Annotated in this window: 30 protein-coding genes; 13 read left to right on the top strand and 17 right to left on the bottom strand. The window is 63.1% G+C overall.

Annotated elements, in window-relative coordinates:
• Positions 1–39 precede the first annotated feature (39 nt).
• Positions 40–429 (top strand): hypothetical protein, encoded by a 390-nt coding sequence (locus AC0L24_RS02085; RefSeq protein WP_127271781.1) that lies wholly within the window; start codon positions 40–42, stop codon positions 427–429.
• A gap of 103 nt (positions 430–532) precedes the next feature.
• Here AC0L24_RS02085 and AC0L24_RS02080 read toward each other — a convergent pair whose 3' ends face one another.
• Entirely contained in the window at positions 533–766 is a 234-nt protein-coding gene (locus AC0L24_RS02080) for an ATPase (RefSeq protein WP_292679043.1), read from the bottom strand.
• Positions 767–875: 109 nt separating this feature from the next.
• Positions 876–3,404, bottom strand: coding sequence for a glycine--tRNA ligase subunit beta (gene glyS, locus AC0L24_RS02075; protein WP_292679046.1), 2,529 nt, complete (start codon positions 3,402–3,404; stop codon positions 876–878).
• A gap of 88 nt (positions 3,405–3,492) precedes the next feature.
• Here glyS and AC0L24_RS02070 point away from each other — a divergent pair, with 88 nt between their 5' ends.
• A complete protein-coding gene (locus tag AC0L24_RS02070; RefSeq protein WP_292679049.1) occupies positions 3,493–3,807 on the top strand; it encodes a hypothetical protein in 315 nt (104 codons plus the stop codon).
• A gap of 3 nt (positions 3,808–3,810) precedes the next feature.
• Here the strand turns inward: AC0L24_RS02070 and AC0L24_RS02065 are convergent, their stop codons facing one another.
• Positions 3,811–4,731: a glycine--tRNA ligase subunit alpha gene (locus tag AC0L24_RS02065; protein ID WP_174800366.1), complete on the bottom strand. Its 921-nt coding sequence runs from the start codon at positions 4,729–4,731 to the stop codon at positions 3,811–3,813.
• Between the two features lie 217 nt (positions 4,732–4,948).
• Between AC0L24_RS02065 and AC0L24_RS02060 the strand changes: the two genes are divergently transcribed.
• The gene (locus AC0L24_RS02060; RefSeq protein ID WP_023808656.1) at positions 4,949–5,410 is read left to right on the top strand and encodes a GNAT family N-acetyltransferase; all 462 of its coding nucleotides are present in this window, start codon (positions 4,949–4,951) and stop codon (positions 5,408–5,410) included.
• A gap of 79 nt (positions 5,411–5,489) precedes the next feature.
• On the opposite strand, the gene AC0L24_RS02055 is transcribed toward AC0L24_RS02060, so the two are convergent.
• The 5 genes from AC0L24_RS02055 to AC0L24_RS02035 form a co-directional block, all read right to left on the bottom strand.
• Positions 5,490–7,265 carry a tetratricopeptide repeat protein gene (locus tag AC0L24_RS02055; protein ID WP_127328420.1) on the bottom strand — a complete coding sequence of 592 codons (1,776 nt, stop codon included), beginning with the start codon at positions 7,263–7,265 and terminating at the stop codon, positions 5,490–5,492.
• Positions 7,266–7,522: 257 nt separating this feature from the next.
• Positions 7,523–7,966: a DUF1284 domain-containing protein gene (locus AC0L24_RS02050; protein ID WP_127398920.1), complete on the bottom strand. Its 444-nt coding sequence runs from the start codon at positions 7,964–7,966 to the stop codon at positions 7,523–7,525.
• Positions 7,963–8,556: a biotin transporter BioY gene (locus tag AC0L24_RS02045; protein ID WP_127328424.1), complete on the bottom strand. Its 594-nt coding sequence runs from the start codon at positions 8,554–8,556 to the stop codon at positions 7,963–7,965. The genes AC0L24_RS02050 and AC0L24_RS02045 overlap by 4 nt, the downstream gene beginning before the upstream one ends.
• A gap of 107 nt (positions 8,557–8,663) precedes the next feature.
• Entirely contained in the window at positions 8,664–9,332 is a 669-nt protein-coding gene (locus AC0L24_RS02040; protein ID WP_127811021.1) for a GntR family transcriptional regulator, read from the bottom strand.
• Positions 9,333–9,408: 76 nt separating this feature from the next.
• Positions 9,409–10,011, bottom strand: coding sequence for a TetR/AcrR family transcriptional regulator (locus AC0L24_RS02035; RefSeq protein ID WP_127268976.1), 603 nt, complete (start codon positions 10,009–10,011; stop codon positions 9,409–9,411).
• A gap of 100 nt (positions 10,012–10,111) precedes the next feature.
• Here AC0L24_RS02035 and AC0L24_RS02030 point away from each other — a divergent pair, with 100 nt between their 5' ends.
• Positions 10,112–11,563, top strand: coding sequence for an MFS transporter (locus tag AC0L24_RS02030; protein ID WP_127811022.1), 1,452 nt, complete (start codon positions 10,112–10,114; stop codon positions 11,561–11,563).
• Between the two features lie 6 nt (positions 11,564–11,569).
• On the opposite strand, the gene AC0L24_RS02025 is transcribed toward AC0L24_RS02030, so the two are convergent.
• Positions 11,570–12,586 (bottom strand): polyprenyl synthetase family protein, encoded by a 1,017-nt coding sequence (locus AC0L24_RS02025; RefSeq protein WP_127272280.1) that lies wholly within the window; start codon positions 12,584–12,586, stop codon positions 11,570–11,572.
• A gap of 203 nt (positions 12,587–12,789) precedes the next feature.
• On the opposite strand from AC0L24_RS02025, the gene AC0L24_RS02020 reads away from it, so the two are divergent.
• The 7 genes from AC0L24_RS02020 (at position 12,790) to AC0L24_RS01990 (ending at position 17,095) form a co-directional block, all read left to right on the top strand.
• Positions 12,790–13,014, top strand: a complete 225-nt coding sequence (locus AC0L24_RS02020; protein ID WP_063167652.1) for a putative signal transducing protein — start codon at positions 12,790–12,792, stop codon at positions 13,012–13,014.
• On the top strand, positions 13,014–13,814 hold the full coding sequence (locus AC0L24_RS02015) for a tRNA1(Val) (adenine(37)-N6)-methyltransferase (RefSeq protein ID WP_127811023.1): 801 nt from the start codon (positions 13,014–13,016) through the stop codon (positions 13,812–13,814). Before AC0L24_RS02020 ends, AC0L24_RS02015 begins: the two co-directional genes overlap by 1 nt.
• A gap of 79 nt (positions 13,815–13,893) precedes the next feature.
• Complete coding sequence (locus tag AC0L24_RS02010; protein ID WP_127811024.1) at positions 13,894–14,757, top strand: S49 family peptidase; 864 nt, start codon at positions 13,894–13,896, stop codon at positions 14,755–14,757.
• 127 nt (positions 14,758–14,884) lie between these two features.
• Positions 14,885–15,070, top strand: coding sequence for a hypothetical protein (locus AC0L24_RS02005; protein ID WP_127811025.1), 186 nt, complete (start codon positions 14,885–14,887; stop codon positions 15,068–15,070).
• 20 nt (positions 15,071–15,090) lie between these two features.
• A complete protein-coding gene (locus tag AC0L24_RS02000; protein WP_127811026.1) occupies positions 15,091–15,990 on the top strand; it encodes a 4-(cytidine 5'-diphospho)-2-C-methyl-D-erythritol kinase in 900 nt (299 codons plus the stop codon).
• The gene (gene moaB, locus AC0L24_RS01995) at positions 15,977–16,531 is read left to right on the top strand and encodes a molybdenum cofactor biosynthesis protein B (RefSeq protein WP_127811027.1); all 555 of its coding nucleotides are present in this window, start codon (positions 15,977–15,979) and stop codon (positions 16,529–16,531) included. Before AC0L24_RS02000 ends, moaB begins: the two co-directional genes overlap by 14 nt.
• A 141-nt stretch (positions 16,532–16,672) precedes the next feature.
• The gene (locus AC0L24_RS01990) at positions 16,673–17,095 is read left to right on the top strand and encodes a GFA family protein (RefSeq protein WP_127269627.1); all 423 of its coding nucleotides are present in this window, start codon (positions 16,673–16,675) and stop codon (positions 17,093–17,095) included.
• 7 nt (positions 17,096–17,102) lie between these two features.
• On the opposite strand, the gene AC0L24_RS01985 is transcribed toward AC0L24_RS01990, so the two are convergent.
• Positions 17,103–18,077: a hypothetical protein gene (locus tag AC0L24_RS01985; protein ID WP_128309759.1), complete on the bottom strand. Its 975-nt coding sequence runs from the start codon at positions 18,075–18,077 to the stop codon at positions 17,103–17,105.
• 143 nt (positions 18,078–18,220) lie between these two features.
• A complete protein-coding gene (locus tag AC0L24_RS01980) occupies positions 18,221–18,745 on the bottom strand; it encodes a glycosyltransferase (protein WP_128289311.1) in 525 nt (174 codons plus the stop codon).
• 150 nt (positions 18,746–18,895) lie between these two features.
• On the opposite strand from AC0L24_RS01980, the gene AC0L24_RS01975 reads away from it, so the two are divergent.
• Positions 18,896–20,050, top strand: coding sequence for a PA0069 family radical SAM protein (locus AC0L24_RS01975; protein WP_473563471.1), 1,155 nt, complete (start codon positions 18,896–18,898; stop codon positions 20,048–20,050).
• Positions 20,051–20,201: 151 nt separating this feature from the next.
• Positions 20,202–20,900 (top strand): ribonuclease HII, encoded by a 699-nt coding sequence (locus AC0L24_RS01970; RefSeq protein WP_127811029.1) that lies wholly within the window; start codon positions 20,202–20,204, stop codon positions 20,898–20,900.
• A gap of 221 nt (positions 20,901–21,121) precedes the next feature.
• Here the strand turns inward: AC0L24_RS01970 and AC0L24_RS01965 are convergent, their stop codons facing one another.
• From AC0L24_RS01965 to AC0L24_RS01940, 6 genes are all read right to left on the bottom strand, one after another.
• The gene (locus AC0L24_RS01965; RefSeq protein WP_127270951.1) at positions 21,122–21,613 is read right to left on the bottom strand and encodes a F0F1 ATP synthase subunit B; all 492 of its coding nucleotides are present in this window, start codon (positions 21,611–21,613) and stop codon (positions 21,122–21,124) included.
• 10 nt (positions 21,614–21,623) lie between these two features.
• Positions 21,624–22,223, bottom strand: coding sequence for a F0F1 ATP synthase subunit B (locus tag AC0L24_RS01960; RefSeq protein WP_127272329.1), 600 nt, complete (start codon positions 22,221–22,223; stop codon positions 21,624–21,626).
• Positions 22,224–22,286: 63 nt separating this feature from the next.
• Positions 22,287–22,511 (bottom strand): F0F1 ATP synthase subunit C, encoded by a 225-nt coding sequence (locus AC0L24_RS01955; protein WP_006206606.1) that lies wholly within the window; start codon positions 22,509–22,511, stop codon positions 22,287–22,289.
• A gap of 85 nt (positions 22,512–22,596) precedes the next feature.
• The gene (locus AC0L24_RS01950) at positions 22,597–23,355 is read right to left on the bottom strand and encodes a F0F1 ATP synthase subunit A (RefSeq protein WP_023808677.1); all 759 of its coding nucleotides are present in this window, start codon (positions 23,353–23,355) and stop codon (positions 22,597–22,599) included.
• Positions 23,356–23,414: 59 nt separating this feature from the next.
• Positions 23,415–23,822 carry an AtpZ/AtpI family protein gene (locus tag AC0L24_RS01945; protein WP_127397544.1) on the bottom strand — a complete coding sequence of 136 codons (408 nt, stop codon included), beginning with the start codon at positions 23,820–23,822 and terminating at the stop codon, positions 23,415–23,417.
• Positions 23,823–24,076: 254 nt separating this feature from the next.
• Positions 24,077–25,258, bottom strand: a complete 1,182-nt coding sequence (locus AC0L24_RS01940; protein ID WP_127328440.1) for a cell wall hydrolase — start codon at positions 25,256–25,258, stop codon at positions 24,077–24,079.
• Positions 25,259–25,270 lie beyond the last annotated feature (12 nt).

Below are 25,270 nucleotides of genomic sequence, written 5' to 3'. Positions count from 1 at the left end.
CAGACGGGATTTCATCGCTAGGGGTAAAGGGGGGTGATCATGAGAAAATCTGGAATCGTAACCGGGGCAGGCCTTCTGCTGGCGTCATTGCTTGGCGTCGTCGCGGCTCATGCCGACGATATGCTGGGATCCTATGTCGCGCGCATTTCCGATCGCGACCATCAGGCGAGTGACGGCTATGCGCTGGACAATGCCGCGCAGATGGTGCGGCAGGACCGCGCCAACTGGCACAAATTCCACCGCCGTGACAGCGACGACGAGGCTGATGGCTGGTTCAGGACCAACGGCCAGCGCGCCGACCTGCAGCGCATGCTGGAACGCGGCGGCGCGATGAGTTCCTCGACCAAGCGCGCCATCGTCAATGGCGAACCGCTGATCCAGGTCGATGTCTACGAAAACAGCGTGCGCGTCAGCATTCTCGAGAACTGACTATCGCCGGGGACGGCTGACCGTCGGCTTCGGGGACGGCTGATAGGAAAAGGCGGCGCCTCAGCGCCGCCTTGCCATCGATAGACTCGGCGGCCGAAAAAAATCAGGCCGCTTCTTCCTTGTCGTCATCTTCTTCGGACTCGTCGCCTTCAGCCTTCACGCTGTCCTCGGCGTCGTCTTCGTCTTCTTCGTCTTCATCTTCGTCGTCATCAGACAGGTCAGCGGCTTCGACCGCTGCGGCGGCGGCATGATCGAGAATGGTTTCGGAAGCGGATTCAAGCGCCTCGGCGGGAGCCGGGGTTTCTTCTGTCACTTCGATTTCGTGATCGGAATTCATGGAAGCCTCCGTGGGGTTGGGGAACATGTCCCTTTTGCCACGGAGAGATCATCGCCATATGACTGTAAGCCGGCTCGAACGGCCGGCGGCAGAGAATATTTTCTTCGCCTTAACCTGCGATCCTGGAGAAATCCGCGACCTGGCCGGTGGCCGCGCGGATGCGAGCGAGCAGCGCCAGGCGGTTGGCACGCACCGCCTGATCCTCATCGTTTACAAGAACATGCTCAAAGAATGAATCAACCGGCTCGCGCAATACGCTAAGCGCCAGCAGGGCGCCGGAAAAGTCATCGTTTTGAATCGCTTCGCCGGCTTGCTTCTCAGCCTGATTCACCGCCACAAACAGCGATTTCTCGGCATCCTCGCGCAAAAGTGCCGACTCAACGGTTTCGGCCACCGCCGTTTTCTTCTTCTCCTCGGCGGCCAGAATGTTGGCCGCACGCTTGGTGCCGGCGAGCAGATTCTTGCCGTCCTCCGTGTCGAGGAAGGAGCCCAGCGCCTCGACCCTGCGCACGATCTGCAGGAGATCGTCGGACTGCGATTGGCCAATCTCCCCCCTAGAGGGGGAGATGCCCGGCAGGGCAGAGGGGGGCGCTTCGCGCTGAGAGGTCGGCGGGACAGCGCCCCCCTCTGTCGGCTTTGCCGACATCTCCCCCTCTAGGGGGGAGATTGGGCGCGAACCTGTCGCCAACACCGCATCGATGAGATCATGCCGCGCACCTTGGTCACGGAGATAGACCTTCAGGCGATCGTGGAAGAAGGCCAGGAGGTCGCGATCCCCAGACTTTTCGTCGCCGGGGTGCGCCCGTGCACTCACATAGTCGCCGCCCAACTTGGCCTGCTCTTCAGCATGCCGTCGGTCGATCTGATCTTCAATGATTTTTCGATGTTCAGCTACGATCGAAAGAAGGCTTACTGGCGTCTCATTATCCAGCACCAGCCTCACCACCCCAAGAGCAGCTCTGCGCAGTGCATACGGGTCCTTCGATCCCGTCGGCTTTTCGTCGATCGCCCAGAATCCGACCAGCGTATCGAGCTTGTCGGCGAGCGCGACAGCGACCGACACCGGATCGGTCGGCACGCGATCGGACGGGCCTTGCGGCTTGTAGTGTTCCTCGATGGCTGCGGCCACAGATGGATGCTCGCCCTGCAGCAGCGCATATTTGCGGCCCATGGCACCCTGCAGTTCGGGGAACTCGCCAACGACTTCGGTGGTGAGATCGGCCTTGGCGAGAACCGCGGCGCGAGCGGCAAGCGCGGTAATCTCCCCCCTCGAGGGGGAGATGTCGCCGAAGGCGACAGAGGGGGTCGGCACGACCGGATGCGACGCCCCATCGCGGTCAGAGGACGCCGGCGCTTCACGCGCGGCGACCCCCTCTGGCCTGCCGGCCATCTCCCCCTCAAGGGGGGAGATTGACTGCGCCACGATCGGCGCCAGTTCTTCCGCCAATCGCTTGATCCGCTCCACCCGTTCGCCCTGCGTGCCGAGCTTGGCGTGGAAAGTCACGCCGAGATGGTCGAGGCGGGCCATGCGCTGGTCGAGCGGCTTCTTGAGATCAAGCCCGAATTTTTCCGCCGATGCCTCGAGCTCAGCCAGGTCAGGCAAATCGCCCTGGTCGGTCGTCCAGAAATAAAGCGCGTCGGACAGGCGGGCGCGCACCACCTTGCCGTTGCCGTGGGCGATCTCCTTGCCGCCATCCCTGGCTTCGATATTGGCGGTGAGGATGAAGCGGTTGGAAAGCGCGTCGTCGACACCCTGCGGCCGCGTCACAAAGCACTTCTGGTTGGCGCGAATGGTCAGTCGGATCACTTCGGCTGGAATGGCCAGGAATGCCTCCTCGAACTCGCCCATCAGCACGACAGGCCATTCGACCAGCCCGGACACCTCCTCCAGCAGCCCGTCGTCCTCGACAAGGTCAAGCCCGTTGGCGAAGGCGAGATTGCGGGCATCGGCAAGGATGATCTCCTTGCGCCGATCAGCATCGAGCACGACCTTGGCCGCTTCCAGCTTGGAAACATAGTCGTCGAAGCGGCGTACCGTGATGGCGTCAGGCGCATGAAAACGGTGGCCATAGGTGGTGTTGCCGGAGCGGATACCGTCGATCTCGAAATCGACCACGACAGGCTCCTCGGTCTCCGGGCCGAACGTGCACAGGATCGATTGCAGGGGCCGTACCCAGCGCAGCGAGCCGGGCTTGGCCGAGGCCGGCCCCCAGCGCATCGATTTCGGCCACGGGAAATTGCGGATGATCCCCGGCACCAGTTCGGCGATGATCTCTTCCGCCGCCCTGCCCGGCCTCGAAATGTGGGCGACATAAAAATCGCCCTTCTTCGGATCGGAATGGACATGGGCCTCGGCGATCGAGGAAAGTCCGGCCTTGCGCAGGAACCCCTGGACCGCCTGTTCAGGCGCCGATGTCGAAGGCCCCTTGATCTCTTCGCTTATATCTTTCGAGCGCGCGGTGAGGCCCCTGATATCGAGCGTCAGCCGGCGTGGCGTCCAGTACTCGCGCGCCGCTTCATAGGTCAGCCCCGCCTCGACCAGGCCGTCGGTCAGCATCTTCCTGAGATCACCCGCCGCCTTGCGCTGCATGCGGGCAGGAATCTCTTCCGAGCGGAGTTCTAGAAGCAGGTCAGGCATGGATGGGGCTCACGCGGCAAAATGGTCCGGGCGGGGGCATAGCAACTCGGCTGGCCGCTGTCACCCTTTCCGCGCGGGGATCGCCGATTTGCGCCCGTTTCCAGAAATTTTGGCCGCACTGTCGGGACAAGACCGCGCCACCCGTCCTTGGATCAAAGATTTCCATGAACCGAACGCAGCGCTGAAGCGACCCACGCTCAGGCAGGAAACTATTGGCTCAACGACCATGAAAACGGCATCCAGACTTCTGCAGATCCTCGCGCTCGGCGCCTGCTTCACGGCGCAGGCTCACGGCGCCTTCTCGATGCCGGGTGTGCGGCAGGCATTGCGCACGATCGACGGTGCCAGCGGTCAGGCCGTACCGCCGATCAACGTTTCCCTCGAGATGATGAAGCGGGCCTGAAGCTCAGGCCGCCAAGCCACCCGCCTGCGTCTTCAGAAACGCTTCGCCGCAAGCCTTGGCCAGATTGCGCACCCGCAGGATATAGCTCTGCCGCTCGGTGACCGAAATCACGCCGCGTGCGTCGAGCAGGTTGAAGACATGGCTGGCCTTGATGCACTGGTCGTAGGCCGGGAAAACCATGCGGTGCATCGGCAGATTGTCGTTCGATGCCGGCGCGCCGGCATCGAGCAGCGCCTTGCACTCGGCCTCGGCGTCCTCGAAGTGGCGCAGAAGCATCGCCGTGTTGGCGTGTTCGAAGTTGTGGCGCGAATATTCCTGCTCGGCCTGCAGGAAGACATCGCCATAGGTGACCTTGTCGGCGCCTTCTCGGCCGTTGAAATTGAGGTCGTAGACATTGTCGACGCCCTGCACATACATGGCCAGCCGCTCCAGCCCGTAGGTCAGTTCGCCGGCCACCGGCGCGCATTCGATGCCACAGACCTGCTGGAAATAGGTGAACTGCGAGACTTCCATGCCGTCGCACCAGCATTCCCAGCCGAGACCCCAGGCGCCCAGCGTCGGGCTTTCCCAATCGTCCTCTACGAAGCGGATGTCGTGCAGCAGCGGATCGACGCCGATCGCCGCCAGCGAGCCGAGATAGAGTTCCTGCAAATTGGGCGGGTTCGGCTTCAGGATCACCTGATACTGGTAATAATGCTGCAGCCGGTTCGGGTTCTCGCCATAACGCCCGTCCTTGGGGCGGCGCGAGGGCTGGACATAGGCAGCGTTCCAGCGTTTTGGGCCGAGCGCGCGCAGCGTCGTTGCCGGATGAAAGGTGCCGGCGCCGACTTCCATGTCGTAGGGTTGCAGGATGACGCAGCCATAGGCCGCCCAATAGTTGTGCAAGGTCAGGATCAGCCCCTGGAACGAGCGGCTGGGATGCATATGGGCGGGGATTTCAATTGTCACGGATGGCCTCGACAGCACAGGCTAGCTTGCCGGCACGTCCTAGAGACCCGGCAGCAAAGCGTCAAGCAAAGCACGCCGATGCGGTCACCCCGACATTATGGACAATGTTGAAAGCTTTGCAGGGCTGGCCCATTGCCCATCTCTCGGGCCTGCGCTCTGTTCGCCTGTGCAGCAACGACAACAGGTTTCAGCCATGCCCAGCCCGATCGTCATCCGCCCTGTCGCGCGACAGGATTTCGAGCAATGGCTGCCGCTGTGGGACGGCTACAATGCATTTTATGGCCGCTCGGGCGAAACGGCCCTGCCGGGAGAGATCACCCAGATGACATGGTCTCGTTTCTTCGATGCCTATGAGCCGGTCCACGCGCTGGTGGCCGAAGGCGAGGGACAGCTTCTCGGCCTCGTGCACTATCTCTTCCATCGCAGCACCACGGCGATCGCGCCGAATTGCTATCTGCAGGACCTTTTCACCACGCAGGCCTCGCGTGGCAAAGGCATCGGACGGGCGCTGATCGAGGGCGTCTACGAGCGCGCGCAGGCGGCCGGCTCAGGCCGGGTATACTGGCTGACGCATGAGACCAATCACACGGCGATGAAGCTTTACGACAAGGTCGCCGAACACTCCGGCTTCGTCGTCTATCGCAAGCTCTTCTGAGGCAGCCGGCCGAATCCGGTTCAAACGAAAACGGGACTCCGAAAAGAGCCCCGTTCGCCTTGAATTCAAATGGCTGACGTCACCCCTTCGGGGCGGGCACCGGCTCTGGCTTGACCTTCGGGGTTTCCTGCGCCGTGTTGGACTCGATCGGCGGCAGGCCCTTCATCAGCTTCTGCTGCAATTTGGCCAGCACATCGGGATCCGGCTTCAGGTCGCGAGCCTGGTTCCACTGGAAAGTGGCTTCCAGCTTGCGGCCGACGCGCCAGTAGGCGTCGCCGAGGTGATCGTTGAGAACCGGATCTTCCGGCTTCAGCGACACGGCGCGTTCCATTTCGCGCACCGCGTCATCGAACCTGCCGAGGCGGAAATAGGCCCAACCCAGCGAATCGACGATGTAACCGTCGCTCGGCCTGAGGTCGACGGCCTTTTGAATCATCGCCAGGCCTTCCTTGAGGTTCATGTTCATGTCGACCCAGGAATAGCCGAGATAGTTCAGCACCTGCGGCTGGTCGGGGAACAGTTCCAGCGCCTTGCGGAAGTTCGGCTCGGCCTTGGGCCATTCCTTCAGACGCTCATAAGCGATGCCGCGCTGGTAGAAGATGTTCCAGTTGGCCGCGGTCGGCGCCTTCAGCACCTCGACGGCCTTATCGTAGAGAGTGGCGGCCGAACGGAAATCGTCCTTCGAGGAATAGACGCCGCCGAGCGCCAGATAGGCGCGCATGTCATTGGGATGGGCGTCGACCAAGGCTTTCAGATGGGTGATCGCTTCTTCGTGACGGTCGAGATCGGCAAGATTGAGGCCGAGTTGCAGGTCCGAAAGCTCCTTCAGCGGCGAAGCGGCAGGAATCCGGCGATAGAGCGCGATGGCACCTTCGCCGTCCTTCAATTGCTCGGACACGGCGGCGAGTTGCACAAGGGCAGCGTCGCTGTCAGGCTTCAAAGCAAGCGCATATTGCAGATAGAGGCGCACGAACGGCTCGCCGCCGCCACGGTTGAGCGCGGTGGCGAGGTCGAGCAGGATTTCGGAGGCGCCATCGGATGGGCCGGCAACCAGCGGCGCAATCTTGTCGCCTTTTGCAATTCGGTCGCGCAAGGCGACGATTTCCAGCTTGCCCGGCGAAAACGCCTCGGCCTGGTCGAGCACCGACAGCGCCTTGGTCTTGTCGCCCTTGCGGACCAGGAACGAGGCGTAGGCCTGGGCATTGCGCATCCAGGTTTCGGGAGCGGCACCGCCGGCGGCGGTATCCTGCATGGTCGCGGCATAGATCGCCTCGGCCTTTTCGGGCATGCCGGATGCATCAGCGATCAGGGCGCGGTGGAACGACTTGAACAGGCCGAACCAATCCGGCCCCTGCAGCTTGTCGATGGACGCCATCGCATCGGCAGGCTCTCCGGCGCCTTGCTGCGCCCAGCCGGACATCACGCCGGAGATCAACCGGTCGAGATCGGATTCCAGCGACAGCTTGAGCCAGTACTGCGCCTTGGTGAAATCCTTCTTGTGGAAGGAATCGACGGCGAGCGCCAAGCGCGAGAAACGCTCGACGTCAGGCACTTCCTTGAGCTTGTCGGCATAGACCAGGGATTCGTCGAAGCGCCCTTGCGCGATCAGCGACAGCATCAGGCTCTGCTGCAGGCCGGTGTCGCTCGGGTCGAAGGCCAATGCTTGCTTGTAGTAGGCGATGGCGCTGTCGAGGTCGTTGTCGCCCTCGGCGATCCGGGCCGCCAGATAAGCGCCCGAAAACGACGTGATCTTGACCGGTTCGGTGGTTTGCTTGGCATAGGCCGGCAAAGCCGAGATCGCCATGCCGGTCACAATTGCCAGCCTTGTCAGCCAGCGCGCACGTCCTTGCCGCATCATATCCCTTTCAGCCAGGCGCCATCTCCGCATCAGCGGGATCGGCGTAGACTCGATCTTTCCAGGCAAAGCATGGCCTTTTTGGGGTCGCGCTTCAATCCGCCTCGAATTCACAATCCGGGCACCCGATTAACAAATCATGGCGACAGGCACCAGTTTTCCGGTCTTGAATTTCGGTGTTGGCCCTGCACGGCGCCGAAGATATCGCAGATTCGACCCCTGAGCTCGGCTTCGACCGCTAAGGCTCGGGGCCAATATCAACCCTCGGCTGGCGCGGCGGACCGCTGCACCAGCGTGTCGCTATATCCACCGGCCGCTATCGTGCTGCACAGTTCGTTCCATTCGCAGCCGCCGCAGGCCTTGCGTACAAGGCCAGCCGAAAACGCCTGCCGCATCCGGGCTAAGGTCCCCGTGTCGAGATCGAGGTGGGTGCCGACCCGGATTGGCCGCGCCAGCAATTCCTCTACATCCAGCCCGGCGAGCCGGTCCCGCTCGACGACGCTCTCGTTGAGGCAGTGAGGTTCCGTCTCGTCGAGCAATGGAGCGCAGACATCATCGGGGCCGGAAACGAGGAGGATGTCCTCGCCCCGGCTCAGGCGCTCCGCGACGCGATCATAATTGGCGGTGAAGGCGGGGCTGTATCCCTTGCCCACATAGGTGAGCAGGCAAAGGAGATGATGGGCGCGCAGCTTGATCGTCACGGATTGGCCGGCTTGGCCTTGCCGCCGGGAAGGGCCATGAGGGTCGCGGCACCCAGCGCTGACTTGAGCAAGCCGCCGACGATGAACGGCAGGAAGCCGAAGGTAACGGCCTGTTCGGCTCCAATCATGACGGCAAGCCATGCTGTGCCCAGCACAAGGCAGGCAAGGTTGCCAAGCAGCATGGCGACAAAGGCAAGCATCACCCTTTTGCCGTTCCAGCCGCGTTCTGCCAGCCAGCCGACCAAGGCGCCGACAAGCGGGAAGGCGAAGAGATAGCCACCCGTCGGCCCGACGAAATGCGCGGCACCCGCTGCCCCTCCGGACAGAACCGGAAAGCCGACCGCACCCTCGACCAGCCAGGCGACGATGGTGAGCGCGCCAAGCCGCCAGCCATAGAGCGCGCCGATCAGGGTCACGGCAAAGGTCTGCATGTTTACCGGGACCGGCACCATCGGCACCTCGATATAGGACGCCAGCGCCAGGAACAGGGTGCCAAGCACGACGGCTCCAACCTGCCAGGCAAGAGAACGATCCTGGAGCCGGAGCGGACTGAACGACGGCTTGCCGGGGGAGAATGCGACGTCTGTCATTGGGATTCCTTCGATCGATTGCAAATTATAGATAATTTCTGTTTTCGATCTATTATCGAATCCACAAATTCTGCGGGATAGCAAGCCTTGGCTTTTGCAGAAGTCGTTCAACCCACGATGGCAAAAGCTTCGCGCGTCGTCCCGGAGGCCGTCCTGACCGGCTTGCGGCCAATCCATTGGACGTGCCGCCCCAGTGTGACGGCCGCGGATTCGGTGTTTCCCTGCCGCAAGGCGGCGAGGATCGCGCGATGGTCCTGATCGGTGCGCGTCTCCCACTCCGACCGCCATGCCGCGAACAGGAAACGGGCGCTTGCCGCGTGCAGGTCGTCGATGGTCGCGAGCAGGCGCGGCATGCCGCATGGCGACAGGATCAAGCGGTGGAAGGCGCGGTTGGCCTCTTCCCACGACCTGACATCGCGGGACTTGTCGCCGGCCTTGGTCGCCTCCTCGGCGAGATCGAGAATGGCCGATGTCAGGTGCGGCGCGGCGTGGCGCAGCGCCAGCACCTCAAGGGCGGCGCGCATTTCGGCGACCTCCTTGACCTCGCCCAGATCGAAAGACGCGACGCGCACGCCGCGCCGCGGCTCGCCGATGGCCAGCCCTTGCGCCTCCAGACGCCGGAAGGCCTCGCGCACGGGAACATGGCTGGTTTGGAATTCCTCGGCGATATGATCCTGCCGAAGCCTGGCCCCCGGCTCGATCGCGCCCGAGATGATGCGGTCCGCCAGAACCTTGCTGATGCGCACCGCGATGGTCTCGTCCGTGCCCTTTGCCATGTTTTATAGATAATTTGCGGCAGGGCAGCTTGTCGAGCCAATTGCAGTCGAAATCGCGAGGCGCCAGAAGCAAGACTCAAGGCTGTGAGACGAAACCGTCGAGCGCAGGCATCGCCACGGTGACCAGGTCATGCAGCCGCTTCTTCGGCACCCCGTCGCGCGCCTGCACTGAGAGGCCAAACAACAGCGTGGTGTAGTAGTCGCCAAGCGCTTCCGGATCGGTATCCGGCTTGAGGTCGCCGTCGCGAACACCCTTTCTCAGGCGCTCCACAATCAATGCATTGCGCGCCAGTCGGCGCTCGGCCAGCCAATGCAGCACGCCGTCATTTTCGGTAGCGCAGTTGGTGGCGGCCGAGACAACCATGCAGCCCTTCGGCAGATCCGGCCTTGTGTAGATATCGATCGCATCGCGCAGCAGCCGCTCGACAAACCGCCGAGCGGTTGGTTCTTCGGCAAGGGCACCGGTGGCGAAGCTTCCTTCGCTGGTTTCGTAGAGAACAACGGCTTCGCGAAACAGATCCTCCTTCGAGCCAAAGGCGGCATAGATGCGCGCCGAGGCCAGGCCAAGCATGGAGACGAGGTCGGCCATCGAGGTGCCCTCGTAGCCGCGCATCCAGAAGGCATCGCGCGCTTTCTGCAGAGCCTGGGCTCTGTCGAACTCCCTTGGCCGTCCCGCCATCGCAACCTCCATTTCTTTATCGATCCACAAATAATCCGCTTGACTCAAGATTGCAAATTCAATTCTTTGTCGATCGATAAAGAATCGAAAGGAGACTGGCATGAGTTCACTCGATCAAGGGCTGCCATTCGGCGCCACTACGACACAGGGAGGGATTGGCGCGAAGCGCGGCGCCACGCTGGCATTGCTCGCCTTCGCCCAGCTTATCATCGCTCTCGACATCAACATCGTCTTCGTGGCGCTGCCCGAAATCGGGGCTGGGCTGGGCTTTTCCGGCCAGACCTTGCAATGGGTGGTGAGCGCCTACACCGTGTTTACCGGCGGTTTTCTACTGTTCGGCGGCCGCGCCGCCGACCTTATCGGTCAGCGCCGCATCTTCATCTTCGCGCTCTGGCTCTATGCGCTTTCGTCGCTGGTCGGCGGCCTCGCCTGGTCGCCGGAAATCATCATCGCTGCGCGTGCCGTGCAAGGCATCGGCGGCGCTTTCCTGTTCCCGGCGACGCTCTCGCTGATCAACCGCCTGTTTGCCGAAGGACCGGAACGCAACAGGGCGCTGGCGGTGTGGGGCGGTGCCGGCGCGAGCGGCCTTACCCTTGGCTCACTGGCCGGTGGAATCCTGACAGGCGCCTTCGGCTGGTCGTCGGTCTTCTACGTCAATGTGCTGCTGGCTGGCATCGCCATCATCGCCGCATTTGCCATCATTCCGCGCGATCCCAAGCGGCACCAGCACCGCAACTTCGATCTGCCGGGCGCGCTGACCGTCACCGCAGGCGCCACATTGCTGGTCTTCACGCTGGTCCAGGGACCTGAATATGGCTGGGGTTCGCCAGCGATCATCGCCAGCGCCGCACTGGCAGCGATCTTCGTTATCGCCTTCGCGCTGATTGAGGCGAAGAGCGCTGACCCGCTGATGCCGCTGCGGCTGTTCCGCAATCGCAGCCTCGTCGCCGGCATGACGATCACCTTCCTGTTCATGGGAACGTTCGGAGCCCTGCCCTATTTCCTGACCGTGCTGTTGCAGACCGTACATGGCTTCACCGCCCTGCAAACAGGCCTGGCGTTCCTGGTGCCGTCGATCGCCATCGCCGCCGGCACGCAGCTTGGTGAACGCCTGGCGACGCGCTTTTCTACACGCTCGACCCTGGTCGGCGGCATGATAGTCGGCGCAGCCGGCACAGCGCTGATGGTCCTTGGAGCATCAGCCGACAGCAGCTATGCCGCCATCGTTCCCGGCCTGATCATCTCCGGTGTCGGACAGGGCATCGTCTGGACCGCCATGTGGATCGCGGCCGCGTCGGGCGTGGCACACGACGAACAGGGCGTTGCCTCGGGAATGGCCTGCACGACGCTCAACATCGGCAACGCGATCGGCATGGCGACATTGATCGCGATCGCCAACAGCCATGTCGGCGGATTGACTGGCGATGCACTGAAGGCCGCGATCGCCGACGGCATACAGATCGCCTTCTGGCTGGCGGCGGCGGGCATCTTTGTCAGCCTGCTGGCCGCGTTCGCTTTGCCGGGAAAGGCGAAGCAGCCGGCAACCGGGTGACGCCGCTCAGTTCACCCGGCTGATGCAGAAATCGATGACGTCGATCAGCGCCGATTTCTGCGGCGTCGCTTCCAGCGGCGCCAGCGCGTCGCGGGCGATCTCGCCGAAATGGCGGGCTCGTCCGATCGTGTCGGCGATGGCGCCATGGCGGGTCATCAGGCCGATCGCCTTTTCCAGGCCGGCGTCATCGGTGACATTGTCCTCGATGGCACGCTTCCAGAAAGTGCGCTCGGCCTTCGTGCCCCGCCGATAGGCGAGAATGACCGGCAAGGTCACCTTGCCTTCGCGGAAATCGTCGCCGACATTCTTGCCGAGATCCTTGCTGGTGCCGCCATAGTCCAGCGCGTCATCGATCAGCTGGAAGGCAAGGCCGAGATTCATGCCGTAGGAGCGCAGCGCCGCACGATCGTTGCGGGTCGCCTGGGCAATGACGGGCCCGACCTCGGCAGCAGCCGAAAAAAGTGCGGCGGTCTTGGCCTTGATGACGGCGAAATGCTCGTCCTCGGTGGTTTCGAGGTTCTTGGCGGCGGCAAGCTGCATAACCTCGCCCTCGGCGATGATCGAGGCAGCACTCGACAGGATATCGAGCGCTTCGAGCGAGCCGACATCGACCATCATGCGGAAAGCCTGGCCGAGCAGGAAGTCGCCGACCAGCACGCTTGCCTGGTTGCCCCAGATCATGCGGGCGGTCTTCTTGCCGCGCCGCATGCCGCTTTCGTCGACGACATCGTCGTGCAGCAGCGTCGCCGTGTGCATGAATTCGACGGAGGTGGCGAGCTTGACGTGGCCTTCGCCGGCATAGCCGAACATCTGCGCGGCGGCCAGCGTCAGCATCGGCCGCAGCCGTTTGCCGCCGGACGAGATCAGATGATTGGCGACCTCCGGGATCATCTCGACGTCGGAGCCGGCCTTGGACAGGATCAATTCATTGACGCGCCCCATATCGGCCGCTGTCAGATCGATCAGATCCTTGATGGAGGCGGGCTCCCGCTTCCCGTTTTCGATGTTGAGAACGACACCCACGACAATCACTCCCGTCTTGGTATAGAGCGTGCGACGGCACCCTTAGTCCCTGCATGGACTCTAGGGCGGCGGACATGGCCACGGCAAGTGGCGAATTGGCGCGGCGTCGATGACGGAATGTCAACGACCACAGGGGGAACGGGGCTCTGCCTCGGAATCCCCTGCCCGTTTACATCAATAGCGCAAACTGCGAGTTTCATACGATGATAGAACTTGTCCGCACCAACGATGCCGTGATCATCTCCTTTGTGGAATCGCTGATGCGCGACGCCGGCATCGCCTGCTTTGTCGCCGATCAGAATATGAGCATTCTCGAAGGATCGATCGGTCTTTTGCAGAAACGCGTCATGGTCGACGCCGACCAGGCCGACGCGGCACGGCGCATCCTCAGGGATGCCGGTATCGCCAACGAGATCCGCGGAAAATAATGTCCGCCGCGCCCGCCGCCCTTGTTCCGGACACGCCGGCCCATACGGTCGACGCTTTCCATCGCGGCCGGTTCTGGCTCGTCCAGCCCAAGCAGGGCGGCCATCGCGCCGGCATGGATGCGATGATGCTGGCGGCATCCGTGCCATCGACCTTTGGCGGGCGCCTGGCCGATTTCGGCGCGGGAGCCGGAGCTGCCGGACTGGCGGTGCTGTCACGCTGCCCGGCGGCACAGGCGGTGCTTGTCGAACGAGCGCCGGAAATGGCGGCCTTCGCGGCGGCGACGCTTGCCCATCCCGGCAATGCCCATCTCAGCGATCGCGCATCCGTGCTGGTCGCCAATGTCACCGTATCGGGCCGGGCGCGGGCGGCCGCCGGCCTCGCCGACAACGACTTCGACTTCGTCATCATGAACCCGCCTTTCAATGCCCCCCGGGACCGCGCCACATCGGATCGCCTGCGAAAGGAAGCCCATGTCATGGAGGACGGGCTGTTCGAGAGCTGGATCAGAAGTGCGGCGGCGGTGGTGAGGCCGCGCGGCGGGCTCGCCGTAATCGCCCGGCCCGAACAGCTCGGCGCCATTCTCGATGCGATCGCCGGCCGCTTCGGCGATGCCGAGATGCTCGCCGTCCACCCTCGTCCCGATGCGGCGGCGATCCGCATCGTCGTGCGGGCAGCGCTCGGGGCGCGGGGAAAGCTTGCCATACGCCCGCCCCTAATGCTCCACACGCAGTCAGGCAACGGCCCCGACGAGCGCAGCGAAATGATCACCAACGGCCTCGCCTCGCTGTTCGGAGATTGAGCTATTCTGCCCGGCGACATTGCCGTTGGCCGGGAAATCCCTACATGCCTGCAACCCACCGACCGGAGACCGCGCCCTCGTGAAACGCCTTATCAACCGCCTGCTGCCGAAATCCTGGCGCTCCACCGTCGTCACCATTCCGGTCATCCGGCTGCACGGCACCATCATGGCAGGCGGTGGCCAGTTTCGGCCGAGCCTGTCGCTGGCTTCCACCGCCGGCCTCATCGAGAAGGCGTTCTCCTACGACGCGCCGGCGGTCGCCATCTCGATCAATTCGCCGGGCGGCTCGCCGGTGCAGTCTCGGCTGATCTTCAAGCGCATCCGTGACCTGGCCACGGAAAAGAACAAAAAGGTACTGGTCTTCGTCGAGGATGTCGCGGCGTCGGGCGGCTACATGATCGCGGTCGCCGGTGACGAGATCTTCGCCGATCCGTCGTCCATCGTCGGTTCGATCGGCGTGGTATCGGCCTCGTTCGGCTTCCCTGAACTGATGAAAAAGATCGGTGTCGAGCGCCGTGTCCACACCGCCGGCCAGAACAAGGCGGTGCTCGATCCGTTCAAGCCCGAGAAGAAGGAAGATGTCGAACGGCTGAAGGCGCTGCAGCTCGAGGTGCACGCAACCTTCATCGACCTCGTCAAGGAGCGGCGCGGCACGAAACTGAAGGACGACCCGGACCTGTTCACCGGCCTGTTCTGGACCGGCATCAAGGGCCTCGAACTCGGTCTGGTCGATGCGCTCGGCGACATGCGAACGGTGCTCAAGACCCGTTTCGGGGCGAAAACGCAGCTCAGGCTGATCACGACGCCGCGCGGTTTCCTTAGCCGCTTCGGCCTGTTCGGCTCAAGCAAGGGCTTTTCAGCGCCCGATATTGCCGCGGCTGCCGCCAGCGGCGTGATCGATGCGGCGGAAGAGCGCGCATTGTGGTCCCGCTTCGGGCTTTGAAAACCCGGCAAAACCGTCTAGCATGAGAGCTTGAGTTTCATGCATGTCGTGTCCCAAAAGCGGGTCGGCATGCATCAACCGACCCGACCGGCCGCCTTCGCCGGCCCAGCGTGGGAGGAGTTTTGGCATGCCGCAGATCATTTTCTTCGCCGTCGTTGGCGTTGCCGCTTATTTCGGCTACCGCACCTTCATTAGGGAAGCCGAGCGCGTGACCGCCAAGGTGCGGCGCACAGAAAAGCAGACGGCCAACGGCGCGATCGGCACTTTGATCAAGGATCCGAAGACCGGCGAATACCGGCTGGCCAAGGACTGAGCATCATCCCGCAGACGATTGTGGACACCGACATCGGGTCGCGTAGCTGGCACGCACACGCCAAAATCAATCTTGCGCTGCATGTCACCGGCAGGCGCCATGACGGCTATCATCTGATCGAAAGCCTGGCGGTGTTCACGCGTTTTGGCGACAGGGTCGAAATCGCGCTCGCCAACAGCGATGAGTTTGCCGTGTCCGGCCGCTACGCACCGGCCGTTCCAGTCGACGCAAGCAATCTTGTGCTTAGGGCGCGCGACGCCCTGCGACAGGCGGTCGGGCAAGAGCGCACACCGCCGGTTGCCATCCGGCTCGAAAAGAACCTGCCGGTTGCCTCCGGCGTCGGCGGCGGTTCGAGCGACGCGGCGACCGTGCTGCGCGGGCTGGTGGAGACATGGGCGCTGGACATCGACGGCGCAGAGCTGGCGCGGATCGGCCTTTCGCTTGGCGCCGATGTGCCGATGTGCCTGGCGGCAAAGCCGCTGGTAGCGCGCGGCATCGGGGATGAACTGTCGATGGTGCCGGATTTTCCGGCGCTTGGCCTGGTGCTGGTCAATCCAGGCACCCCGGTGTCGACGGCGGATGTCTTTGCAGCGCTTTCCCGGCGCGACAATGAGGCCTTGCCGCCGCTGCCGCGCGGCATCGATTTTCACAGCCTGCGCAACTGGCTGGAGATTACTCGCAACGATCTCGAGCCCGCGGCGCTGGCGATGCAGCCCGCCATCGGCAGGGCGCTTTCCTGGCTGAACAAGGCCGGATCGGGTTTTTCACGGATGTCCGGGTCCGGCGCCACCTGCTTCGGCCTGTTCGAGACCGGCAATGTCGCCAAGCGTGCCGCTGCCGAGATCCGCGGCCGCCAGCCCGACTGGTTCGTCGCGGCGACGCGCACCATCGCATCGGAGGGCGCAGATGGCCAGAATTGACGAGAGCCGCTCCTTCATTCCCGTGCGCATCGCGGTGCTGACCGTTTCGGACACGCGCAGCCTCGCCGACGACAAATCCGGCCAGACGCTGGCCGACCGCATCGCCGAGGCCGGCCATCTGCTGGCGGCCCGCAATATCGTCACCGACGACCGTGAGAAAATCCGCGACACAGTTCTGGCGTGGTCGCGGGATAAGAACATCGATGTCGTCATCACCACCGGCGGCACCGGCTTCACCGGCCGTGACGTGACGCCGGACGCGCTGGAGCCGATCTTCGAAAAGCGCATGGATGGCTTTTCGGAAGTGTTCCACCGCATTTCCTACGACAAGATCGGCACCTCGACGATCCAGAGCCGGGCGACCGGCGGCGTCGTCAACGCCACCTTCGTCTTCGTGCTGCCGGGCTCACCCGGCGCCTGCAAGGACGCCTGGGACAGCATCCTGAAGGCGCAGCTCGATTACCGGCACATGCCCTGCAACTTCGTCGAGATCATGCCGCGCCTGGACGAGCACTTGCGGCGCGGCAAATCGGCTCCGTAAAAGCCGAGGCAAAGCGCCGGTTCCACGCCGCGTTCGCCAGGCAAAACAGCACCGGCGCCTTTGAAACCCCATTCCAAACCGGACCTCGGAAAAGTACCTTGTCTGAAGGCGATCATCGCCGTTCACGACAAGGCAGCTACGATGACCGTGCACACCGGTGGATGCCATTGCGGCAACATACGCCTTGAATTTTCAACCGAGCTCGAGCCACCGCAAACCGAAGTTCGCGCTTGCCAATGCTCGTTCTGTGTCAGACATGGTTCGCGCGCCGTTGCCGATCCGAATGGCAGACTGGTCATCTCGGTCAAGGACGAGACGCAATTGCGGAGATATCAGTTCGGGCTGAGGACGGCCGACTATCTGATCTGCCGGCGGTGCGGTGTCTACGTCGCCGCAATCGCCAGAGATGACGATGCAAGGGCGATCGTCATCATCAACGCCCTGGACGACCGCGAACGGTTCAACCAGGAGCCGGTCCGCGTTGACTTCGATACGGAAAACAGGGCGCAGCGCCAAGCCAGACGCCGCACACACTGGACACCTGTCGAGATGAGCTTCGGATAGGCAGCTCTCAGCGGATGACCGGCTCGCCATGAAACCGTCGGCGCGACGGCGGCGATACGCCGAAGCCGACTTCCATCATCAGTCGCGGCGTGCGTGCCGGCACGGTGCCCATATGAAAGCCAAAGGGGTCCTCGACGAAGCCCAGACCGGCCTCGCCGGTGAGCGTCACCGGGCTCTGCTCGCCATAGACATCCAGCACCTGTTGCGCGGGATGGCCAACCAGAAGCGTGAGCTGATGCTTGAGGCTGCGGCGCTTGTGGCTGCCCCTGACATAGACATGCGGACCGGTGTCGGCGTCGACCGGCTTGAGGTAGAAGAAGAATTTCAGCATGCGCCAATCATCGAGGTCGAAATGATACTTGCCGAGCGAGGCGAGGTTCTTGTCGGCGTCCGAAGCCGCACCGGTTGGAAAACTCCACCAGACGCGCGTCGTGATCAGTTTTGCCTGGCCGCCGAGATAGTGCGCGGCAATATCCAGAAGCAGCGGATCGCGCTGGATGGCAAGCGCCGCCGGGCAGTCGAGGATGCGCTCGAAAAAATGCCCGCTGAGCAGCGAGCGGCCAAGGCGTTTCTCGGCCTCGGCATGTTCCCCCGGCATGAATTCGAGACGGCGGTCGAAATTGCCGAAGCAAGGCGTGCGCCCGGCGAAGTCGGCGACCTCTTCATGGATATCAGGCGGCAGGACCAGGCCTGAGAACAGCCCGTCGGAGCGCAGCGCATCGACGACCGCTCCCCGTTCGACACCGGCAAACATCGTATCCCCGGCATTGGCGACCGGTCGGGCGCGCTTTGCGCCGAGCCAATGCATGCGGCGTCCGGGCATGGTGCGCGCCAGCACGAACATCGGCAGCCAGGCAGGGTTCTCACGCAGGTCCGTCAGATAGGTTGGAATACGCACGGCGATGCGCCGCAGCAGGCTGCCGTTGCGCGCAATGGCCTCGAGACTGGGCGCGCCGGATGTGTCGGGGGTTGAAAGCTTCATTGAGTCCTCGGCTATGAGAGCACCACCGATGCCGCATCGGTGCTCGCCACTCGGCATGTCCCAAACCCAATTCCCGCTTGAACGGAAGCTAACCCCGCGTCAGATTTTGTGCAATGCACAATGACCTGAGCAGCTGCAAAAAATCATGTCGAGGAGCGGCGTTCCTGCTTGGCCGGCGCCATCCAAATCTCGGCGTCGAGCCGCTTCGTCGCGAGGCCACGGGCGATGGCCTCGGCGCTGCCGGCACTCTTGGCCGCAGCCGCCGCCTGACGCTTGCTGATCAGCAAGCCGTCGGCCAAGGCGCGGTTTCCCGAAAAGACCCGGGCCAGGAACGGCGTGCGGCTGGCTCGCGTGCGCGAAAACCGTGCCGCCATGGTCTGCCTTGCCGTATGGGCGACAACCTCATCGATCCAGCCCTCCACCAGCCGCGCGCCCGGTTCCAGGAGCAGCAGCCAATCCCCCTTGGCCTGGCGGATGCCGGCAGCGACACCGCCCGTCACGTACTGACAGCCGGCATGCTCGGCCACACGATGCGTCTGGTCGGTGGAGCCTATGTCGCAGACGATGACTTCACGCACCACGCCCTCGACCGCTCCGCCAATCAGCGAGGCGAGCGTGCGGGCGAGGCCCTCCTCGTCATTGCGGGTTTCGATGAGAACACTGAGCATCCTCAGCCGAATAGCGGAAAGCGCCGGACAGCGCCAGTTTTTGCATCGCACCATAGAAAGTTCTTGCTTTGTTCTCATCAACCAAATAGGAATAATTTCATGAACAGAGCGATTCGACACAACACGGACAGTCCTTGGGAGCGGGCGAAGATGGAACAGATCGTGCGCGCCGACATTGCAGCTTTCGGAGCAGGAAGAGCCGAGATGGCCAATGCGATGGTCGAGCAGAGTGGCATGCGTGTCCGCCCGGACCGCAACCGCGGCAGGTCAGCGGGCATCAATCCGTCCGGCCGGTTCGAGCCGGTCAGCCGGCACGTGTTCGACGATGGCTGGAATTCGCTGGAGGAACTGCCGCCCTTCAAAACCGAAGTGCAGGTCGAGAAGCCGCGCACAATCATCACCCGCAACGAATCGCCCGACATTTCCTTCGATCGTTCGATCAATCCCTATCGCGGCTGCGAGCACGGCTGCGTCTATTGCTTTGCCCGCCCGACGCACGCGTTCATGGGCCTGTCGCCGGGTCTGGATTTCGAATCGAAGTTGTTCGCCAAGCCTGATGCGGCGCGCTTGCTTGACAAGGAGCTTTCGAAAGACAGCTATCAGCCGCGCACCATCGCCATCGGCACCAACACCGACCCCTACCAGCCGATCGAGAAGCAATACCGGATCATGCGCGAAATCCTCGAAGTGCTGGAAGCGCGCGGCCATCCAGTCGGCATCGTGACAAAGTCCGCTCTGGTGACGCGCGATATCGATATCCTGTCGCGAATGGCCGAACGCGGGCTGGCCAAGGTGGCGCTGTCGGTGACGACGCTCGACCGTATGCTGGCGCGCACCATGGAGCCGCGCGCGTCGACACCGACCAAGCGGCTGGAAGCGATCCGGCAGCTTTCGGATGCCGGCATTCCGGCCTCGGTCATGGTGGCGCCGATCATTCCGGGCCTGACCGACCAGGAGATGGAACGCATCCTCGATTCGGCACGTGCGGCCGGCGCGCGCGAAGCCGGCTACGTGATCCTGCGCCTGCCGTTGGAGGTCAGCCCGATCTTCAAGGATTGGCTGCTGCGTCATTATCCCGACCGCTACCGCCATGTGATGTCGCTGGTCCGGTCGATGCGTGACGGCAAGGACTACGATTCGGAATGGGGCAAACGCATGAAGGGCGCCGGTCCCTATGCCTGGCAGATCGGCCGGCGCTTCGAGATCACAGCCAAGCGGCTCGGCCTCAATGCCGAACGGGGCACGCTGCGGACCGACCAGTTCGTTGCCGCCGGGAGAGACCAGGTGCAGCTGACGCTGCTTTGAGAGACAATTCGTCGCGGTGGTTTGATCCGTCGCGGCACCAGAATCCCGTCCGGCCTGCCCCGGCCTGCAGACGGTGCCCTCCCGGTCCGGCGCCCCACCCGACCCGGAGGGACTTGCGGAGAATCAGAGCCGATGCGAACCTCGCCGCAACATGGCTCGCGCGCGTTCTGATTCTCCGCCTCTCTTTGAGATCATCGAGAAGCCCGACTTCTCCTTCGAGACGAAGGCGATGGCGGAGGGCCTGTGGCCGGTTGCCGGGATGGACGAGGCCGGCCGTGGCCCCCTGGCCGGGCCGGTGGTCGCCGCGGCCGTGGTGCTCGATCCCGCCAACATTCCCGACGGCCTCGACGATTCCAAGCGCCTCAGCCATCTGCAGCGTGAAGCCTTGTTCCTGCGAATTCTCGGCTCTGCGCAGGCGATCTCAATGGCCTCCATCAGTGCCGAGGGTATCGACGGCAGCAACATCCTCAAGGCAAGCCTGGAAGCCATGCGCCGCGCCCTGGTAGGGCTGTCGGTCAGACCGAAGCTCGCCCTTGCCGATGGACGCGACGTGCCGCCTGGCCTTCCTTGTGAAGGGCGCGCGCTGATCAAGGGCGACCAGCGTTCGCAGTCCATCGCCGCCGCCTCGATCGTCGCCAAGGTGATGCGCGATCGCATGATGTGCGGCTGCGGCAACCATCACGATCGCTACGGCTTCGAAGTCCATATGGGCTACGCCACGCTTCGCCATCGCACGGCAATCGAGGCGCATGGCCCGGTGGCGCGGCTGCATCGCGTATCGTTTTCGCCGTTCAGGCTGGGTGGCGCTGAAGTGGTTGAGGAAGAGAGCTTCGTCGGAATGGACAGCTGATCTCCCCCCTCGAGGGGAGATGGCCGGCAGGCCAGAGGGGGTCGCCGCGCGTGAAACGCCGACCTTATCTGCGCTGCAAAATGACGTCGCGCCCGGTCGAGCCGCCCCCCTCTGTCGCCTTTGGCGACATCTCCCCCTCGAGGGGGGAGATTATCCCCGCCCACAACAAAAAAGCCGCCAGGTTGCCCGGGCGGCTTTCGATGATTGGCTAGAGGGACCCTCTAATTCAGCTTCGACTTCACGTCCGCAAGCGATGCCTTGAACAGATCGGCACCGGCCTTGGCGTCGATCTTGCCGGCAAGCAGCGCGCGCGCTGCCTCTACGGCGATGTCGACGGCGCTGGCGCGGACTTCGCTGATGGCGTCACGCTCGGCCTGGCCGATCTTCTGCTCGGCAAGCGCGGTGCGCCTGACAACATAGTCCTCGGTCTTCTTGTGCGCTTCGGCGGCAAGCAAGTCGGCTTCGCGCTTGGCGGCGGCGACGATGTCGGCGGCCTCCTGCTCGGCTTCCTTGCGCTTGCGCTGATACTGGCCAAGCAGTTGCTGGGCTTCCTCGCGCAGCCGGCGCGCTTCGTCGAGCTCGTTGCTGATCCTTTCGGCGCGGGCGTCGAGCGCCTTGGCGATCAGGCGAGGCACCTTGATGTAGACGGCAATGCCCAGGAAGATGACCAGGGCAACCGTGGCCCAGAGCGTCGCGAGAGATGTGGCGTCCATGATGCGCTCCTCACCGGGCCACGGATTTGACCGCGGCCGCGATCTCTGCCTTGCTGGCCTTGCCGCCAACCAGGGCTTCGACAATCGCCGAAGCGGTGTCCTCGGCGATGCTGCCGACTTCCTTCATGGCATTGGCCTTGATGGAAGAAATGCGGGCCTCGGCTTCGCCAAGCTTGGCGTCGAGCGCGGCCTCGACCTTCTTGCGAGCGGTGTCGGCCTCGGCCTTAGCCGCGTCGTTGGCCTGCTGGCCGATCGCGTTGGCCTTGGTCTTGGCTTCCGCCAGTTCCTGCTCGTAGGCAGCAACGGCAGCGTCGGCCTCGCCCTTCAACTTGGCCGCCTGATCGAGATCCTGCGTGATGCGATCGTTGCGGACATCGATGATGCCGCCGACGCGCGGCATCACAACCCGCTTCAGGAAGAGATAGAACAGCCCGAAGGTGATCGCCAGCCACAGAAGCTGCGACGGGAACGTCGCCGGATCGAATGGCGGAAACGTGCCATGCGCTTCAGCAGGCACACCGGTGCTGGAATGCGTGTCGCCTTCCGTAGCAGCGTGGCTGGTATCGGCTGATGGCGCGGACTCTTGCGCAAAGGCAGATGTCACGAACATGGACTATCCCCGAAATTCAGGCCCGCCGCTCGCGCGGCCGGCCTGTCCAATCTTCCCGAGTGCTCAGCCGAACAGGGCCAGAAGCGCGATGAGAAGCGAGAAGATGCCCAGAGCTTCGGTCACGGCGAAACCGAAGATCAGGCGGCCGAACTGGCCATCGGCAGCCGACGGGTTGCGCAGTGCGCCCGCGAGGTAGCTGCCGAAGATGTTGCCGAGGCCAATGCCCGCACCACCCATGCCCAGGCAAGCGATGCCGGCGCCGATGTACTTTGCTGCTTCTGCGTCCATTTGTTCAACTCCTTTGGATCTAAAATTCCGTTGCGATTCCATCCGGCGCCAATGTTGGAAATTCTTGGGCCGGAAACTTTTGGACCTAGTGCCCGGGGTGCAGGGCGTCGTTGAGATACATGCAGGTCAACACGGCAAAGACGTAGGCCTGCAGGAAGGCGACCAGCAGTTCCAGTGCCGTCAGCGCCACCGCCATCGCCAGAGGCAGGATCGAGCCGGCGACGCCGACCGCGCCGAGCGCGCTCAGGCTGACCACGAAGCCGGAAAACACTTTCAGCGTGATGTGGCCGGCGAGCATGTTGGCGAACAGACGAACCGAGAGGCTGACCGGGCGCGACACGAAGGAGATCACTTCGATCAGCACCACCAGTGGCAGCAGGAAGACCGGCACGCCATGCGGCACGAACAGTTTCAGGAAGCCAAAACCATGCTTCATGAAGCCGTAGACGACCACGGTTGCGATCACCAGCACGGCAAGGCCGAAGGTGACGATGATGTGGCTGGTGACGGTGAAGAAATACGGGAACAGGCCAAGCAGATTGGCGACGAGCACGAACATGAACAGCGAGAACACGAGAGGGAAGAACTTCATGCCTTGCGTGCCGGCGGCATCGCGCAACATGTTGCCGACGAACTCGTAGGCCATCTCGGAGACCGACTGAAGCCGCCCGGGAACCAGGCTGCGGCTTGACGTCGTGAGAAACAGGAATCCAGCCGCGACGATAACGGTTGCGACCATGAACAGTGCCGAATTGGTGAAAGACAGGTCATAGCCGCCGATGTCGATCGGAATCAGCTTGTTGATATGGAACTGGTGGATCGGATCGACCTTGTCAGCTGCCACGTTCAAACCCCGTCAATGCCGCGTACGGCCTCGTTACCATTACCGCACATGGTGCGCGGTCATTTCTTGTCGTCTTGGCCACGGCGCGATTTATCGCCCTGTCCAAATTCTGCCACAACGCCGGCGGAACGCATCACATTGAGCACTCCGGCGCCAAAACCAAGCAGCAGAAACACGATCAGACCCCATGGCGATGTTCCCGCCAGACGGTCGATGATCCAGCCGATGCCGGCACCCACCACCACCCCGGCGATAAACTCGCTGGAGAGTTTGAGCGCCTGACCGTAACCGGCCACACTGCCCGCTTTCGCGTCGTCTTTCCCCTCGAGCCGGCCCGGCCGCCTTGTCGCAAGCGAAGCTTCCAGGTCACGGCGGCGCCGCTCAAGATCGTCGTCGCGGATATCGGGTTCATGCTGATTGCCGCGGCCGGTTTCTCCGGTTCCGTCTGGCCCATTCTTGTCGGCCATCGCAACCCCCCTGCCCGGTCAGACCATCACCGTCCGTCCGCTTCTAAAGTCGCCGGCAACATAGTTAGAGGGTTTGCGCCCGTCAAGCCACGGGCGGAAGTTCATTGCCATGTATTTTAGGCAATAAAATCAATGGATTACAAAGGTGCGACATCGTGCCCGCCATGATGATAAGGATGCATGGCGCGAATCCCCCGCGCAATGGCCCTTTGATCGGCTGCGCGCCACATCAAAGATCAGCGGCTGCTCCGCACTCAGCTCCAGCCGCCGCCATAGGTCCGATAGAAGATATGCAGGCCGATCTTGGTCATCTTCTGCATCGTGCGCGCCCAGCCGGGATGGACATATTGGGCATAGTAGTGGGTCGACGATCCGACCTCCGGGATAAAGATCTTGCCGGCAGTGACGGCCATGGCGATCTCCTGGGCGGTCTTGTAGGCGGCTGGGCTATCGATGCGCTTCTTCCTGCCGTCGCAGGCGAAGGAGAACTGGCAACGGTTGAACCAGCTGTCGTTCTGGTAGACGACGCCGCAGATCGAATTCGGATAGGTCGGATTGCGGACGCGGTTGAGGATGACCTGGGCGACGGCGGCCTGGCCGCGCACGGATTCGCTCCTCGCCTCGAAATAGATGCCGTTGGCAAGGCATGCCTGCTCCTTCTGGGAGAAGACACTGGCGGGCAGCGGGTTCTGGATCCACGAATGATCGCCCTTGGCCATCGGCGGAATGAAGCGGCCCTCATTGGGCTGCTCGTCCTGAAGCAGGGCTTCGAAGGGCGATGCCTTGGCATAGTCAGGCTCGGACTGCGCGTAGGCGGTGGCCAGCACGTCCGGATGGTCGTTGTTGACCAGCGCTGCCAGCATGGCCGGCACGCCGGGATCCGGCTTCTTGTCCTCGCGCGCATGGAATGCCGCGGCGATCTGGATTTCCTTGCCTTTGATCTGCGGCTTGGCGAAAGCCATTTTCAGGCCGCTGTCCATGCTGGGCCGCAGCAAGGAGGAGGTGCGCTCGAAGATCGAGCCGGCGTTGAAGTTCTTCGGCGGTGCGACGGGAGACATCTGGACGATGCGCCCTTTCTTCTCGGCGCGCACGACGCGGTCCTCATCGGGCGTGCCGCTGACCTTGCCGCCCTTTCCGCGAAACGACACGTTGCCGACACCGGCCAGGTGGACACCCGATCCGGAGATGGAGCCGGTAACATCAGAATCGACAAAGGGCATCTCGGCAGCATGGGTCGAGCCGGCGACGGATTTCTCGACATAGGAATTCCAGCGGGTGTTCGCTTCGAGGCCGGAGACAAGGCTCGTCATGTCCTGATAGGCGACGATGGTCGGAAAGCCGATCCAGATGCCGAGACCGATGACGAACGGGGGCAGAAAGCCACGTCTTCTCTCACCGGCGGCGGCAACCAGCCGCTTCAACACACGTCGATGCACGGAACACTCTCC

The organism is Mesorhizobium sp. WSM4809 (assembly GCF_055811655.1).
This window is presented reverse-complemented; position numbering and strand designations above follow the sequence as displayed.

Coding starts and splice junctions, on each gene's coding strand:
- AC0L24_RS02085 (WP_127271781.1), top strand. CDS start 40: ATGAGAAAATCTGGAATCGTAACCGGGGCAGGCCTTCTGCTGGCGTCA.
- AC0L24_RS02080 (WP_292679043.1), bottom strand. CDS start 766: ATGAATTCCGATCACGAAATCGAAGTGACAGAAGAAACCCCGGCTCCC.
- glyS (WP_292679046.1), bottom strand. CDS start 3,404: ATGCCTGACCTGCTTCTAGAACTCCGCTCGGAAGAGATTCCTGCCCGC.
- AC0L24_RS02065 (WP_174800366.1), bottom strand. CDS start 4,731: ATGCATCCCAGCCGCTCGTTCCAGGGGCTGATCCTGACCTTGCACAAC.
- AC0L24_RS02060 (WP_023808656.1), top strand. CDS start 4,949: ATGCCCAGCCCGATCGTCATCCGCCCTGTCGCGCGACAGGATTTCGAG.
- AC0L24_RS02055 (WP_127328420.1), bottom strand. CDS start 7,265: ATGCGGCAAGGACGTGCGCGCTGGCTGACAAGGCTGGCAATTGTGACC.
- AC0L24_RS02045 (WP_127328424.1), bottom strand. CDS start 8,556: ATGACAGACGTCGCATTCTCCCCCGGCAAGCCGTCGTTCAGTCCGCTC.
- AC0L24_RS02040 (WP_127811021.1), bottom strand. CDS start 9,332: ATGGCAAAGGGCACGGACGAGACCATCGCGGTGCGCATCAGCAAGGTT.
- AC0L24_RS02035 (WP_127268976.1), bottom strand. CDS start 10,011: ATGGCGGGACGGCCAAGGGAGTTCGACAGAGCCCAGGCTCTGCAGAAA.
- AC0L24_RS02030 (WP_127811022.1), top strand. CDS start 10,112: ATGAGTTCACTCGATCAAGGGCTGCCATTCGGCGCCACTACGACACAG.
- AC0L24_RS02020 (WP_063167652.1), top strand. CDS start 12,790: ATGATAGAACTTGTCCGCACCAACGATGCCGTGATCATCTCCTTTGTG.
- AC0L24_RS02015 (WP_127811023.1), top strand. CDS start 13,014: ATGTCCGCCGCGCCCGCCGCCCTTGTTCCGGACACGCCGGCCCATACG.
- AC0L24_RS02005 (WP_127811025.1), top strand. CDS start 14,885: ATGCCGCAGATCATTTTCTTCGCCGTCGTTGGCGTTGCCGCTTATTTC.
- moaB (WP_127811027.1), top strand. CDS start 15,977: ATGGCCAGAATTGACGAGAGCCGCTCCTTCATTCCCGTGCGCATCGCG.
- AC0L24_RS01990 (WP_127269627.1), top strand. CDS start 16,673: ATGACCGTGCACACCGGTGGATGCCATTGCGGCAACATACGCCTTGAA.
- AC0L24_RS01985 (WP_128309759.1), bottom strand. CDS start 18,077: ATGAAGCTTTCAACCCCCGACACATCCGGCGCGCCCAGTCTCGAGGCC.
- AC0L24_RS01980 (WP_128289311.1), bottom strand. CDS start 18,745: ATGCTCAGTGTTCTCATCGAAACCCGCAATGACGAGGAGGGCCTCGCC.
- AC0L24_RS01975 (WP_473563471.1), top strand. CDS start 18,896: ATGGAACAGATCGTGCGCGCCGACATTGCAGCTTTCGGAGCAGGAAGA.
- AC0L24_RS01970 (WP_127811029.1), top strand. CDS start 20,202: ATGGCTCGCGCGCGTTCTGATTCTCCGCCTCTCTTTGAGATCATCGAG.
- AC0L24_RS01965 (WP_127270951.1), bottom strand. CDS start 21,613: ATGGACGCCACATCTCTCGCGACGCTCTGGGCCACGGTTGCCCTGGTC.
- AC0L24_RS01960 (WP_127272329.1), bottom strand. CDS start 22,223: ATGTTCGTGACATCTGCCTTTGCGCAAGAGTCCGCGCCATCAGCCGAT.
- AC0L24_RS01955 (WP_006206606.1), bottom strand. CDS start 22,511: ATGGACGCAGAAGCAGCAAAGTACATCGGCGCCGGCATCGCTTGCCTG.
- AC0L24_RS01945 (WP_127397544.1), bottom strand. CDS start 23,822: ATGGCCGACAAGAATGGGCCAGACGGAACCGGAGAAACCGGCCGCGGC.